Origin of the sequence: Corynebacterium cystitidis (assembly GCF_900187295.1) — a bacterium.
Classification (GTDB): domain Bacteria; phylum Actinomycetota; class Actinomycetes; order Mycobacteriales; family Mycobacteriaceae; genus Corynebacterium; species Corynebacterium cystitidis.
In genome coordinates, this window is the sequence record NZ_LT906473.1 from 1313867 (window position 1) to 1327652 (window position 13786).

General features: G+C 53.2%; 13 protein-coding genes. 4 read left to right on the forward strand and 9 right to left on the reverse strand.

What is annotated here, in order from left to right:
- Nucleotides 1-126: 126 nt before the first annotated feature.
- The 3 genes from CKV99_RS06155 to CKV99_RS06165 are packed head-to-tail and all read right to left on the reverse strand — an operon-like array spanning nucleotide 127 to nucleotide 1362.
- Nucleotides 127-693: a TetR/AcrR family transcriptional regulator gene (locus tag CKV99_RS06155; RefSeq protein ID WP_092260113.1), complete on the reverse strand. Its 567-nt coding sequence runs from the start codon at nucleotides 691-693 to the stop codon at nucleotides 127-129.
- 3 nt (nucleotides 694-696) lie between these two features.
- The gene (locus CKV99_RS06160) at nucleotides 697-999 is read right to left on the reverse strand and encodes a CBU_0592 family membrane protein (protein WP_092260115.1); all 303 of its coding nucleotides are present in this window, start codon (nucleotides 997-999) and stop codon (nucleotides 697-699) included.
- Nucleotides 1000-1047: 48 nt separating this feature from the next.
- On the reverse strand, nucleotides 1048-1362 hold the full coding sequence (locus tag CKV99_RS06165; protein WP_231910193.1) for a CBU_0592 family membrane protein: 315 nt from the start codon (nucleotides 1360-1362) through the stop codon (nucleotides 1048-1050).
- Between the two features lie 329 nt (nucleotides 1363-1691).
- On the opposite strand from CKV99_RS06165, the gene CKV99_RS06170 reads away from it, so the two are divergent.
- The 4 genes from CKV99_RS06170 to CKV99_RS06185 all read left to right on the forward strand — a co-directional run bounded on the left by CKV99_RS06170 (nucleotide 1692) and on the right by CKV99_RS06185 (nucleotide 5757).
- Nucleotides 1692-2192 carry a hypothetical protein gene (locus tag CKV99_RS06170; RefSeq protein WP_231910194.1) on the forward strand — a complete coding sequence of 167 codons (501 nt, stop codon included), beginning with the start codon at nucleotides 1692-1694 and terminating at the stop codon, nucleotides 2190-2192.
- A gap of 2 nt (nucleotides 2193-2194) precedes the next feature.
- Nucleotides 2195-3688, forward strand: a complete 1494-nt coding sequence (locus CKV99_RS06175) for a molybdopterin-dependent oxidoreductase (RefSeq protein ID WP_092260119.1) — start codon at nucleotides 2195-2197, stop codon at nucleotides 3686-3688.
- 15 nt (nucleotides 3689-3703) lie between these two features.
- Nucleotides 3704-4399, forward strand: a complete 696-nt coding sequence (locus tag CKV99_RS06180; RefSeq protein ID WP_092260121.1) for a hypothetical protein — start codon at nucleotides 3704-3706, stop codon at nucleotides 4397-4399.
- A 65-nt stretch (nucleotides 4400-4464) separates the two neighbouring features.
- Nucleotides 4465-5757 carry a hypothetical protein gene (locus CKV99_RS06185; protein WP_092260123.1) on the forward strand — a complete coding sequence of 431 codons (1293 nt, stop codon included), beginning with the start codon at nucleotides 4465-4467 and terminating at the stop codon, nucleotides 5755-5757.
- Here CKV99_RS06185 and CKV99_RS06190 read toward each other — a convergent pair.
- The 6 genes from CKV99_RS06190 to CKV99_RS06215 all read right to left on the reverse strand — a co-directional run bounded on the left by CKV99_RS06190 (nucleotide 5726) and on the right by CKV99_RS06215 (nucleotide 13740).
- Nucleotides 5726-6856, reverse strand: coding sequence for a SufD family Fe-S cluster assembly protein (locus CKV99_RS06190; protein WP_092260125.1), 1131 nt, complete (start codon nucleotides 6854-6856; stop codon nucleotides 5726-5728). The two genes, CKV99_RS06185 and CKV99_RS06190, sit on opposite strands and share 32 nt — an antisense overlap.
- A gap of 92 nt (nucleotides 6857-6948) precedes the next feature.
- Complete coding sequence (locus CKV99_RS06195) at nucleotides 6949-7677, reverse strand: ABC transporter ATP-binding protein (protein WP_092260127.1); 729 nt, start codon at nucleotides 7675-7677, stop codon at nucleotides 6949-6951.
- 241 nt (nucleotides 7678-7918) lie between these two features.
- The gene (locus tag CKV99_RS06200; protein ID WP_231910195.1) at nucleotides 7919-9406 is read right to left on the reverse strand and encodes a peptide MFS transporter; all 1488 of its coding nucleotides are present in this window, start codon (nucleotides 9404-9406) and stop codon (nucleotides 7919-7921) included.
- 32 nt (nucleotides 9407-9438) lie between these two features.
- A complete protein-coding gene (locus tag CKV99_RS06205; RefSeq protein ID WP_157728321.1) occupies nucleotides 9439-11100 on the reverse strand; it encodes an IS1634 family transposase in 1662 nt (553 codons plus the stop codon).
- 106 nt (nucleotides 11101-11206) lie between these two features.
- The gene (locus tag CKV99_RS06210; protein ID WP_231910196.1) at nucleotides 11207-12466 is read right to left on the reverse strand and encodes a peptide MFS transporter; all 1260 of its coding nucleotides are present in this window, start codon (nucleotides 12464-12466) and stop codon (nucleotides 11207-11209) included.
- A 218-nt stretch (nucleotides 12467-12684) separates the two neighbouring features.
- Nucleotides 12685-13740, reverse strand: coding sequence for a hypothetical protein (locus CKV99_RS06215; protein ID WP_092257321.1), 1056 nt, complete (start codon nucleotides 13738-13740; stop codon nucleotides 12685-12687).
- Nucleotides 13741-13786: the final 46 nt, after the last annotated feature.

Below are 13786 nucleotides of genomic sequence, written 5' to 3' on the forward strand. Positions count from 1 at the left end.
GCAAGCTCCAGTACGTTGTGAGACCAGTGCGGTGTTGACCCTGGACTCCCCTATTTTGGTGGATCCAACGATGCGGTTATCGTTGTGCTATCGCGGGTGTTCATGCAGGTCAGAATCACCGAGATTCTAACGGGAGCTTCCTGGCCCTATATAAGTGTCGGGTGGGGTCAACCTTGTCACTGCTTTATAAACGAGTTCATCAGGATATTGGCCCAATTTCATCCGCCGGTGAAGAAGCATGCCTTCGTACAATGCGTCAAGAACATAGGTTGTTTCCTCGTCGAAGTAGCGCCCAATTATCTCTCGCGAAGCACGTGTCCATTTATCAAGAATGAGTCTGTAGCGCGGGCGACGCAGCGAGATACTGTACAGTTCGCTGCCTACTCCTGCGGGAAATCGTGCGTCTGCGGGAGCTGTCAACAATTTCACCACGCTACGTCGCGCACTCTCCAAGTCGGTTGCGTCTGCAAAGAAGGACTCATACGACTCTAGGGTGCTGGTGGCGTAGCAGGCCATTGCTTCAATAAGTAAGGTCTCACGGTCATTAAAGTGGTGAGTAATCGCCCCCAACGACACCCCTGCTATGTCAGCGACCCGTCGTAGCGTAGTCCCCTCCATGCCATCACGATTCAAACTCATTATGGCGGCTTCGATGATCCGCTCACGCTTGGTTGTTTCGGATGGCGAGGGCATGCCCTAAATCGTAGCTGAATTCGCCTCGGGATTCTCTAGCTTGTCTTCCTTCGTGATGCCCTTGCCCGAGAAAATCTTGATTAGGCCGAACAGCGCTACGACTGCCCAGACCGCCTCAACAACGAACAAACCGGGGTTGAATGGGGAAATAGCCGTGTAGACGAACCCGAGCGCCCCAAGGAAGTTCAGTCCTTGATAGATCGGTGAATCAGCAGTGATGACTTCGAAGTTAAGCAGGCCGTAGGCGATGACAAAAAACACACCCGCGATAAGGCCTATTTCAGTAGAAAAAACTAAGGATTCCATGAAACTTCAGACTTTCTTTTCTGTAGCGAAAATGAGGTGGATGTAGTTCTATGCCTGCGAGGCTGATGGTGTTTGGGGCTGTGTAGGCCGGTCCGCCCGCTTTCTTCGGCGGAAAATTTTGATGATGCCGTACAGGCCCAACAAGCTCCAGATCAGCTCAGTGAGGAAGACACCCAGATTAAGTGGTGAAAAGGCCGATGCAGCAAGGAAGGCTGCGCCAGCGAAATTACTGAACTGGTAAGCATAAGAGTCGGGAGTCCATTTCCCCAGGTTGAGCATGGCGAATGCGAATAGCAGCACCGCTGAGGCGATGAGGCCGAAGAAGACCATCGGAGACATCCCGAGAATCAGTGTGTCGGACATAGTCGTCGTTGCCTTTCTAAGCAGAATGTATGCGTGACTAGGTGATTCGGAGCTTCTCCGGCAGCTTCGACGAACCAATGGGAAAAGGATTCATCTTCCGAAACACTTACTTACCAATCTAAGGCAGACACTTAAAAATTTAGGATTACAAGACCCGCCCGGACAGAACATGTGTTTTTCTCGCAGGTAGCACCTTTTGTCGGGGCAGAACAATTGTTTTGCATGGCTCTTATTCCGCAGATCATTAGAATGGAAGGTAGCTCAATTCGACGTTCTCCGGCGGTCGCCTACGAGCCTGAAATTGCTTCCCTAGCCATTTGGAGGACACCGTGTCAGCTTCTACAAAGAGAGTGGATCCAGATATCCACGATGTAAAAAAGCACGTCCCACCCGGACGGAAAAGAGCCCCCTTTTTCCGGTACATTCGCATCAATCTTCCACACCTTACCCGGGCCGTCCTCCTTTTCGTCATCGGTTTGCTCGGAGTCTGTGCGTTTTATGTCTCCGCCCAGGACTTTGACATCTTCGTTGGCAGTGACACAGTCCTCTACTTCGTGGCAGGCCTCTCTCTAGCATTCGTCCTCTACGGAATGATCTTCTATAAGCAGCGAGTGTGGGATTTTGGGCTTCTTCCAGCTTTCGCTGCACTGTTTACATACGCTGGTGGGTTGTTCGGCACCGCCCCCTACGTGTGGAACGGTGCCGAACTATATACCGCAGCAGCGTGGAACACCATGATGTTTTGTGGTTTCGGCTATCTGCTTCTGCGCTGGGCTATTGGATACGGTGTCCTAGTTGCCTACCCTGACTCACAAGGATTTGAGGATTAATCATGATCACCGACTTTCCAGTGTGGTTGCGCATCGAACATTTTGTGAACATTTTGTTTGTCACGCTTTTTATCCGTAGCGGTATTGAGATTCTAGGCACTTTCCCTAAACTTCACAGCTCGGTTCATACTCCTGCGGGCAAACAGTGGGCGCAGTTCACCGTTAAGCAAAAACGGCGCAAGAAATACTACCCCGTCGCTGGTGAATACGATGACTATCATCCGATAGTCTCGCTTCCCGGTCACGGTGCTCTTGGGCAAGGGCGCTACTGGCACTTCATTTCCGTCATCGGCTGGGTCACCCTCATGGTGATTTATTGGGCTCTGCTCCTGTTGACTGGGCAGTGGCGCCGCTACTGGCCAGAAGACCTTTCCGTGTTTGCTCAAGCGTGGGAGGATATGGTCAGCTATCTTGCTTTCCAGATTCCTCCTGCTATGGAGGGTTACCCGTTTAACGCAGTTCAGCAGCTGTCCTACGGTTTTGTGGTGCTGATCTTGCCACTGTTCATGATGATTACCGGGGCCTTCCAGTCACCGGCGATTAATAACCGTTTTCCCCGTATTTCTAAGGCGATGGGTGGCCGCCAGGTAATCCGCACTCTGCATTTTTGGGGTTTGATCGCATACATCGTGTTCATCATTATCCACGTCGCGATGGTGGTTATGCATGGCTACGGGCATGAAGTGTCCAAGATGGTCTTCGGCCACGCTGATCGTCCGATCGCCGGTGGCGTCATCTTTACCACCGGGCTTGCATTCATCGTGTTATTCCATGTGTGGGCCACGAAAACATCGATGGACAATCCTCGCCTTGTTGAGAAGATTCACAACGTTGTTGTCCGGCCGTTGACACGCACGCTGCGTAAGATGCCTGCCCAGCCCACTCCGTACCGTGATGAGCAGATCACTCCGGCAAGTGAGCACCGCGCGTCAGGAATGCCCCCTGCAACGGAGGCCTATATGGCCTTGGTATGCAACGACTATGACGATGACTACGTACTTGAGATAGGAGGATTCGTCGAAAAGCCTATGCGGTTAACCTTGCCACAGCTGCGTGAACTGGCAGACGGCTATTCTCAGAACACAGTACACCACTGTGTGCAGGGCTTTTCCTCTGTTGGTGCGTGGGATGGGGTGCCATTGCACAGGATTTTAGACCTGGTCAAGCCACTCGACGGTGCTACCGATGTGGTGGTGCACAGTTTCCAGCATATGACGCGTGACGACGACCTCTACCGCGGCTCTTACTACTACGAAACCATGCCGATGGAAGAGGCGGTCCAGCCTCAGTCCTTGATCGCGATTGGTTATGGCGGGGATGAACTGCCGATTAAAAACGGTGCGCCGATGCGTTTGCGCCTTGAAACTTCTACCGGTTTCCGCTCCGCAAAGTGGCTCGACCGCATCGAAGTGGTCAATCGTTTTGACATAGTGGGCAACGGCAAAGGTGGCTTCTTCGAAGACACCGACAGCTACGACCGCCTGCAGATGATCTAAGAAGGTGTGAGATTCATGGTAGGACCCAAATACGACGACATGATGCTTAACGACGATCAAGTTGGCCGGGTGCGCGACTATATCAAGCACATTAACTTTCACCTTGAGGGTGCTACACCGGACGACTTTGAAATCAACCGGCGGGCACGCTATCTCGGCTATATGTTCCAGCAGGAGGATTTGGAGTCTTTTGGTGTTGGGCTGAAATGTACCAAACCCGGGATGGAAGGCCAGAACACGTTTATTCGGATGAGCCGTGAGCAACTTCTTGGCGTGGATAACCCGCAGATTCTGCCGGTGAACCAGCCTGTTTTAGCTGCTGAGTCGATGACATTGAATCGTTTCTATGACACCCCGGGTGGCCCTACGCGCACTGGTGTGGACACCTTTGATTCTGATGAGGGTCTTCCCGGAGGTGATATGGACCTGGCAATGGTGGAGCAACAATTAGCCGATATCATCGCTTTTCACAACGGCGAACCGGTGCCCGGCGAACAAGAGATCCTTGACTTACGTATTTTCTGGGGTTCCCTGCTTGCCGGCCGCTATAGCCGCCTGAAGCATTTTCAAGGTCTTGGCCAGCTTTCGGTTGAGCAGGAAGAGCGTCTTAACCGGCTCGAGTCCGAAATTAATTCAGTCTCCGAGATTCTCGAATCTTTGGAGTTAGCCACTCTCGAGACACTGAAAACTACCCCACGCCGCGACGGATAAACCACATCGGGCCTCTCAACAGCTGATTTATAACACCTTGAGAGGCTGGGGCATAATTAGTAGCTATGTCCGCTGTGCCACCCAAGCCCGCTACCCGCCGGATTCACGGATACGATCTTGCCCGCGCCATCGCCATCTTCGGCATGATTGCCGCGCACTTTACTCCCGCTGTTTACCCAGGCGACTGGCTCTCCAACGGCTACCCTTCGGCACTATTTGCTGTACTCGTTGGAGTGTCCACAGCGATTATCCTCACGAACCGCCCGCACCTTGCCACCTCCTATGGTTATGGAGTGCGCGCAACTCTGATCCTGCTGCTTGGTTTAGCACTTTCTTTATGGCCCAGCATGATTATGGTCGTGCTGACAACAATCGCAATCGAGATGCTTGTGTTGGTACTCATTCACCACTGGTCATCGCGCCGACTCGTGATCACCCTGGCGATATTGATTCTGGCTGGTCCCGCAGTTAAAGCTCTGGCCACCGTGTTTAGTTATGAGCCGCTGATCGGTGGGGCCTATCCCCTCCTCGCGTGGATTGCTTACGGTGTAGGTGGCATCCTTGTCCATCGACTTCTGCAGGCGCATAAGAATATAGCGTTGGTGCTAGTTGCGGTGGGATTTCTCGCGGTCGCTGCTGCGTACCCCTTCCGAGCTTCCTCGAAAGATACTAGTGGTGTTAGCACGGCCATGTACTCACCCTCTCAACCCGTGGAAGCGAAGGATTTCACGGACTCAAAAGACTTCATTGAGCCGAAGGCTCCGTCTGCATTGCTAGATTATTTCGCAGTCAATGCTCACTCTGGTGGGCTCTTCGATGTTCTTACCACCCTGTTGGGTGCAGCGGGCATGATCGCACTATGTGTATTGCTGTGTCGCTGGATCCCACTGGTCTTTGTCACTTATCCGTTGCGCGCAATCGGCACGATGCCGCTGACGATTTACACGTTGCACGTGATCACTGAGCCTCTCTTAACGCACGTGTTTGGCAACGAGTTTGGCCCTTCCAAGAAACCGGACACAACCGGGCAGTACGTTCCCGACATGCCGTGGGAAATCTACCAAGACAAGGTCGCACACTCGGTGGACTACCCAACGTTGTGGGACAAGGAACAGCTATGGTGGGACGGCTTCTACCAGGACAAACCGGCACTTTTTATCGATGAGCCATCCCTCCAAACAGGCGAATTTCTCGTCACCGTCATCGTCGCTGTGGCCTTTGCAAGTTTGTGGAAAATCTGGCTCCGCCAGGGCCCGCTTGAATGGGCACTGGCCGCTACCGTGCGCCGCGCGATTAAAGTGCACAGCGCCGATCTTTCTCGCGGTGCTACATCTTCTCAGCGCCTTGAGCAGCAGTGACAAGCTCCTGGACTCGGGCCCGAACAGACGACGGTATCCTGTCATCCTCAAGGTTTAAAAAGCCCTGAACAATCAGGTTGCGTGCTGAATCTTCGTCCATCCCAAGCGCTTTGAGATAGTCCAACTTTTCGTCGTCAATCATGCCCACAGAGGCCTCATGCGAAAGCTGCGCACCGGCCACCTGCGCGTCTAGCGCCGGGACGGAAAGGATGCCACCACCGTCGGCAAGCAACAAGCCGTCGCACTCTAGGAAACCGCGCACGTCGGATGTAGTGCTGCGTAAAGTGGACTCATTGTGGATGGTGCCACCATCGGAAACCATCCGCGAAACAATCTCCGCCTGCGCTCCCTTACCGACCAAGACGGTGTCGCTCTTCATGGTTCGGGTGGTACCTGCAGGCGCGAAAACAATGGAGTGCTCCGTGCAGGAGGAACCCTCCCCTAGTTCCATCCGCGACGTGGAAACAGAATCTTTCAGCGCTGATACGGCAATCGATACCGAACTGATGGCCGCATTTTTCCCGACCTTTGTGCAGTCATAGCTGTGCACGCGCATGTTCTTGCCCCAACGATCCACATCAACCGAGCGGACCTTAGCACCGTCGCCCACAAACGTTTCCGCTACAGACACATGGGTGCCCTGTGTCAGCCCGGGTGCTACTGCAGAGCCAGACACCGAATCCACAGTGGCGTTAGCGCCAATGACGGTGATGTCGTGGACAAATTGGCGTTCTTGAGGAACAGTCATCACAGTAAAAGACTGCCTCGGCATGGTCACCTGCGCGCCGTCTTTAACCCACGTGAATGTTCCCAGCGGGTCACGCGATGATTCAAACGCGCGACGCAGCACTTCGTCCTCGTCGGGCTCAATTAAGCTAAACATTAATTCTTGCACCCACGGGTACGTTGTCAGCGCCTGGGCCAGGGGCATGACCAGGACATCCTCATCACGCGATTCCAGTGCCTGAAAATCGTGATCAACAAGTACGGATGTGGATGCACGGTTCTCAACCGGACTCCAACCCACGGATTCCAGCAAGTTAGTAGTGACAGAGGCAGGGCCTAGATTCTCGGGCGAGTTTACCAGTGAGGTCGACATTTCAAACACTCCTTGTGTTTTCAGATTGATGGTGTGGACGTGCCAGTTGTTAGCTGTTCCTCGTCTCTACGAGGCATCTCTATGAGGCATATTTATGAGGCGCTGCGTGTCCGGTATCCGCGGGTGCGGATACTCTCGAACATCTCGTGCGCATCCCCGGCAGCAACGATGGTGCCGTCAACCATCATGTGGGCGACATCGGCATCGATGCCATCGAGGATAAATCCGGTGTGAGTGATCACCAGACCAGAGCGTTGTCTGCCTCGAGAATCCTTAGAATCCAGAAGCTGCGAAATCGCCTTGCCAACCGTGTCTACCTGTTCTAAGTCCACGCCGGACTCTGGTTCATCGAAAAGACACAACGCGGGAGACTGCAACGCAAGCTTCAACACTTCAAAGCGTTTTGTCTCCCCACCCGAGAAACCAACATTCACGTTACGTCCAATCAGGTGAGAAAGCTGCAACTTCCCGGCAATCTCTTCTAGTGATTCCGTCGCGCCAATCGCCGCTGCCAGATTCTTTACCTGCACTCCCTGCAGCGAGGGTGGCCGCTGGTAGGCAAGGCCGATTCCTGCCTCAGCACGCTCTTCGACGGGCATGTCCTTCAGATCATCGCCATAAAATAGTGCGGTACCGGCAGTAATTTTAAACGGGCTGATACCCATGATCCCCGCTAACAACGATGACTTGCCCGACCCGTTAGGGCCGAGCAAAAGATGCTTTTCACCTTCATTGATAACCAAGTCGACGTCGTGGCAAATCACTTTATCACCAGCAGACACGGATACGCCGTGCAATTCTAGGGCCGGAACGGCAGACATTGTTACCTCTTTCTCGCCCATTGCTTAACTACGTGGGCGTTGATCATGATTTGTTAGGTAAACCTACCCTAATAATTTTAGCATTTGGGGCGCTACAAAAGTCGGCTGTGTGATCGATTAAGCAAACCAAAAAGCCCCGCGGATCAGGGTGATGTGACCCGTGGAGCTTTTCTCGGACCGTGCTTCAAACAAGCGTCGAAAAGTGCGAAGAAGAAAGCTTACGCTCGCGTGGATGCCCGCTCTAGCGGACGTCGACAAATTTAGTAAGCACCCACTTGCGCATGGCGATCAGTACGATACCGATCACAATCGCAGCAACGCCCGTGGTGATAAAGAACTGGGTCTCCGCCTCTGCAGAAGACGGATCATAGAAACCACCAAGAGTGCCGGATAGCGCGGTGCCGGCCGACACCGCCATCAGCCACACCGCAAACAGACGCGACTCAAAGGCCACAGGTGCGACCTTGGTTGCCAATGAATTACCCACAGGAGAAAGCAGTAATTCGCCCATGGTGAACAGGAATAAGATCCACACGATTACCCACAGCGGCGTTGAGTTCGGGCCACCTCCTGCAAACGGGATGAAAAAGAACAGTGACACTCCGATAATCATGTTGGCTACACCAAACTTCATTGGCGACGACCACTGCCTCTCCCCCAGCTTCGTCCACAAACCGGCGAACACACCAGCAAACAAAATGATAAAGATCGGGTTGAACGACTGTACTTGCCCTGGGCCAAGTTCAATCCCGAAGAAGCTGCGGTCCAAGCGCTGATCAGAATAGACAGCCAGAACAGTGAACTGAGACTGGAAAATGGCGAAAAAGGCAATGCCGCCAACCAACAAGGGAATATAACCCAGCAGACGTGACTTCTCTACAGGCGTTGTTAAATTCGAGTTGTACATCTGCACCAGTAACACCACCATTGCGACAATCGCAATGGCAGCAGTGATCGTCGAAAGCCACTCAACACGCACTACCCCAGTAGCGATCAAAACCACGATAACCACAACCAGCGCTACAGCACCGACACCCCACTTCCAATAGTCGGATTGTGGCAGTGGATTAGGAACGTGGTGCCCGGCGTCTTGGATCGTCGTTTTGCGCATGGCTAAGTACTGGATCAGACCAATTGCCATACCGATCGCAGCCACGCCAAAACCCCAATGAAAGCCGCCCATGGCAAAAGCTAAACCAGTCAGCCACGGGCCGAGCAGACCACCAATGTTGATGCCCATGTAGAAGATGGAAAAGCCCGCGTCACGACGAGGGTCCTCGCGCGAGTACAGCTGGCCAAGCACCACCTGAGCCGACGTCTTCACACCGCCAGAACCTAGCGCAATCAGGACCAGCCCTAGTGAAAGGCCGACGTAACCAGGTAGGACGGCAAGAATTATATGGCCTAGCATCACAGTGACGGCCGACCACAATAGTGTCCGTTCTGGACCGAGGATACGGTCTGACAGCCACGATGCTACAAGCGAGCACATGTACACCAGACCGCCATACGCACCCACGATGGATAGTGCCTGTACCTCGCTCATCCCCAACCCGCCATCGGTGACGGAATAATAAAGGTAGAAGGCGAGGATCGACTGCATGCCGTAGAAGCTAAAGCGCTCCCACAGCTCTACTCCGAACAGATTGGCCAGACCCCATGGCTGACCGAAAAACTTTCTTTCACCGCTGCCCGCAGGACGCGCGGTATCTACGATATTGTCCACCACTATAGAATGGCACCTGACTTACACAATTGGGTTTAGTCCCCCGGTTTGTGTTGGGTGAGGGTGTTGATTAGTTGTTGGTCTTTTGGTGTTATTGCGGGTGGGATGGTTATGCGGGTGTTGTTGATTTCGATTGTGCTGTGGCGGTAGGTGCTGAGGCGTTGGACTAGTTTCGGGGCGGTGGTGTTGGTGGTCAGGTAGATGTGTTTTGACAGGGCTAGGGCGGCGAAGACAACGGTGATGTGTGCGGTGATAGCGGTTTCGGTGTGGTGATACATTGGGCGCGCATCAAGGTCTGTTTTCGCCATTCGAAAGGCCTGCTCGATGTGGTAGAGCTGGTGATAAAACCCGATGATCTGACTGCCGTCTACCTGTTGGGCATCGATACTGGTGACGTAGCCTTTCCATCCTGCTAAACCCCGGGCTTGAGCAAAGGTTTGTTCGTTGATGACAAACTGCCCGTTTTTCTTGGCCACAAATCTCGGTAGGCGTGCTGAGCGTTTCTTGGTGGCTATCTCGTGTGCTTTCTGGCGTTGTTTATCTAGCGAGCTGATGTCGTAGCGGTAGCGTTTGGCACTAAACCCGATCACCGCACGTCGCTGTATAGCCTGTGTACCTGTTCCCATTGTTTTGGTGGTTTCAACGATGGCACCATCATGAGCATCGATACTGTCCTCGTCATCGGGATCAAGTGTGATGTCGTAGGGCGCTTTTTTCAGTCGGTCAGCAACAATGTAGTCAATACCCTCGGCATCAAGTGCATCTAGGTTTTTTGCTGATAGCATCGCCGCGTCAGCAACAACGACGACACCAACAAGATCATGGGCTTGGATATAGGCGTTGATCATCGGGATCAATGTTGTTGTTTCGGCTGTTTTACCGTGAAAAAATTCCACGTGAAGCGGGAACCCTTCCAGATCAGTAATCAGGCCGACCACGATCTGAGGATCAACACGGCGTTCTTTGCTCATCCCAACTTTGCGTAGCTCGTCTTCTTTCGGTGTCTCAAAATACAAGGTGGTCACGTCATATAACACCATTGTCACCTGATGACGTGAACGCACATAACGATGACATGCAGCACCAATACGAGCCCGATAATCATTTTTAACAGCACGTTTTAGTGTGTTGTACCAGGTATTAACATGCCGGGAAGGCTGACCAAGACCTGTCAGTACCCGCCCTACCTGGGCTTTTGAGGTTGGCTCAACAATCCGGGCAATAACCATCGCCTGAAACGAGGGATCATCAATCCCGAAATCCAACACATCCCACACCCGCGCAAGCACCTGCCACAACACTTTATTCGCAGTATCAACCACCCGAGCCTGCCCATCCCGACTACCCGATAACCGATCACCAGCACCCGAATCCTGGGCAGCATGCACCGACTCGGTGTGTGTCTGAACCGCACCAAGATCAAGTTCCTGCTGATCAACACTGTCATCACGGTGACGATAATCAGCAAAATCATCCATCACCGGGATATGCCGATCATCACCTACACCTTCAAGTGGCAACGATAACTGCTGGCCACGGCCTAAAAAAGACTCCGCAGCTAAATACAACACCGCCAACTGCCCATCATCATGAGCAGACCCAAAATGCTTAATCACCTCAGTACGCCCACCAACTTTTCGTACTACTTGCACACTCACCGCCCCCGAAGCAGTACGAGCACACTTAATAGACGCCACCCGCTAACCCTATCACCCCAATTAGTCCCCCAACACCCACCCAACAAAAAACAAACCCCAAGGTCAAACCAAAATCACACCCCTAGAACACATGTTCTTGTGGAAGTCAGGATGAATTACCCACAGGAGAAAGCAGTAATTCGCCCATGGTGAACAGGAATAAGATCCACACGATTACCCACAGCGGCGTTGAGTTCGGGCCACCTCCTGCAAACGGGATGAAAAAGAACAGTGACACTCCGATAATCATGTTGGCTACACCAAACTTCATTGGCGACGACCACTGCCTCTCCCCCAGCTTCGTCCACAAACCGGCGAACACACCAGCAAACAAAATGATAAAGATCGGGTTGAACGACTGTACTTGCCCTGGGCCAAGTTCAATCCCGAAGAAGCTGCGGTCCAAGCGCTGATCAGAATAGACAGCCAGAACAGTGAACTGAGACTGGAAAATGGCGAAAAAGGCAATGCCGCCAACCAACAAGGGAATATAACCCAGCAGACGTGACTTCTCTACAGGCGTTGTTAAATTCGAGTTGTACATCTGCACCAGTAACACCACCATTGCGACAATCGCAATGGCAGCAGTGATCGTCGAAAGCCACTCAACACGCACTACCCCAGTAGCGATCAAAACCACGATAACCACAACCAGCGCTACAGCACCGACACCCCACTTCCAATAGTCGGATTGTGGCAGTGGATTAGGAACGTGGTGCCCGGCGTCTTGGATCGTCGTTTTGCGCATGGCTAAGTACTGGATCAGACCAATTGCCATACCGATCGCAGCCACGCCAAAACCCCAATGAAAGCCGCCCATGGCAAAAGCTAAACCAGTCAGCCACGGGCCGAGCAGACCACCAATGTTGATGCCCATGTAGAAGATGGAAAAGCCCGCGTCACGACGAGGGTCCTCGCGCGAGTACAGCTGGCCAAGCACCACCTGAGCCGACGTCTTCACACCGCCAGAACCTAGCGCAATCAGGACCAGCCCTAGTGAAAGGCCGACGTAACCAGGTAGGACGGCAAGAATTATATGGCCTAGCATCACAGTGACGGCCGACCACAATAGTGTCCGTTCTGGACCGAGGATACGGTCTGACAGCCACGATGCTACAAGCGAGCACATGTACACCAGACCGCCATACGCACCCACGATGGATAGTGCCTGTACCTCGCTCATCCCCAACCCGCCATCGGTGACGGAATAATAAAGGTAGAAGGCGAGGATCGACTGCATGCCGTAGAAGCTAAAGCGCTCCCACAGCTCTACTCCGAACAGATTGGCCAGACCCCATGGCTGACCGAAAAACTTTCTTTCACCGCTGCCCGCAGGACGCGCGGTATCTACGATATTGTCCACCACTATAGAATGGCACGCGCCACCACGATGTGCATAGTCCACGTAAGAAAATATTCAGCTTTCGACGGACTGTGCCAAAAACCCGTAAGACTTTGGCCCTCCCCTTTGACGAGATCAACTAACGGGGCCCTGAAAGTGTGTGCCTCCCTAGCAAAACTCTGGTTCGATAACATGAAGTCAGTTATCGGTCTCTCCCGCTCTACTAGGAAAGCAGTCAAGCGTTAGTTATCGATGTTCGGCGTTGTTCGAGCACGCTGGGGAAGATATTTGGCGAGCACCTCGGCGGCATCAATGGAGTAGTGATCCTCTCCAGGAAGAATCTCTAGCTCAGCTTGGGTGTAGCCAGCGGCGTTATCGTCGCACTGCCACTTGTTTGGCCCGGCAGGGTGTACTGCTCCGCCACAGTAGTAGTGAAACCCTTTCCGAGAGGCAGCTACCGCGTTAAAACCATTGCTTCTTCGAGAAAATGGAGCGTTCCCGGTTCCTAAGTCATTTTCACCCGTAACCCAGGAAACCGGCACAGAGGATAGCTGGTGGTGGGAGACAGTGCTCTGGTAACGGTCTCGGTGCCACGTTGGGGCTCCACCGCCGCCGGTCAGAAGAGCACCCGATGTGACGTACTCTGCACCATGAGTAAGCAAGTCATACCCGAGGAACTCGGCTCCACCGGAGTAGCCGTACCAGAAAATATCAGAGCGGTTGATGTTCGGATATGCAGGGTCGGAGCTAATGCTGTCTACCAGGGAGGTGACATAAGCACGATTCTTTGTCAGCTCTGAGGGCTGCCACCATGTTTTAGTCCTAGTATCTGGGGTGGCTGGCAACAGAACAATCATGTTCTCCTTGATCGCTTCGTCGACAATCTCCCAGGTTGAGTGCCCATACGCGCCTCGGTCGTACTCACCTCGGCCATCGCCATGCAACCGCACCACGATACCGACCGGTTTTTCCCAGTTCACAGTCTCGCCCGCACGGTTGGTGGTGATTAAGTGGTAGCCATTGGTCACAGTCCCACTAAAGGCTCCGGAGTCCCCCTTCACATTGGCCGCGTGCGCGGTATGGGAAGCAAACCATAGGTTTTCGGGAGCTTTGAAACCTGGCGCAAGGGGGTCTACAGAAGCAGCGTCATTATCGGCCCGAACGGGATCAGGAGCATGGGTGTGAGGCTCCTCCGGCGCAGGCTTAGCTCCCGCGTATTCAACCGACTGCCCAGCATCAGGCAACACGAAGCCGAATTCTGCCAAGGCTTTCTGGATTGCGTTGATCCACCAAGACAAGAGTCCTGGTAGGAAGGATGGTTTTTCATCAGTGCAGCTCTGCGAA

Coding starts and splice junctions, on each gene's coding strand:
- CKV99_RS06155 (WP_092260113.1), bottom strand. CDS start 693: ATGCCCTCGCCATCCGAAACAACCAAGCGTGAGCGGATCATCGAAGCC.
- CKV99_RS06160 (WP_092260115.1), bottom strand. CDS start 999: ATGGAATCCTTAGTTTTTTCTACTGAAATAGGCCTTATCGCGGGTGTG.
- CKV99_RS06165 (WP_231910193.1), bottom strand. CDS start 1,362: ATGTCCGACACACTGATTCTCGGGATGTCTCCGATGGTCTTCTTCGGC.
- CKV99_RS06175 (WP_092260119.1), top strand. CDS start 2,195: ATGATCACCGACTTTCCAGTGTGGTTGCGCATCGAACATTTTGTGAAC.
- CKV99_RS06180 (WP_092260121.1), top strand. CDS start 3,704: ATGGTAGGACCCAAATACGACGACATGATGCTTAACGACGATCAAGTT.
- CKV99_RS06185 (WP_092260123.1), top strand. CDS start 4,465: ATGTCCGCTGTGCCACCCAAGCCCGCTACCCGCCGGATTCACGGATAC.
- CKV99_RS06190 (WP_092260125.1), bottom strand. CDS start 6,856: ATGTCGACCTCACTGGTAAACTCGCCCGAGAATCTAGGCCCTGCCTCT.
- CKV99_RS06195 (WP_092260127.1), bottom strand. CDS start 7,677: ATGTCTGCCGTTCCGGCCCTAGAATTGCACGGCGTATCCGTGTCTGCT.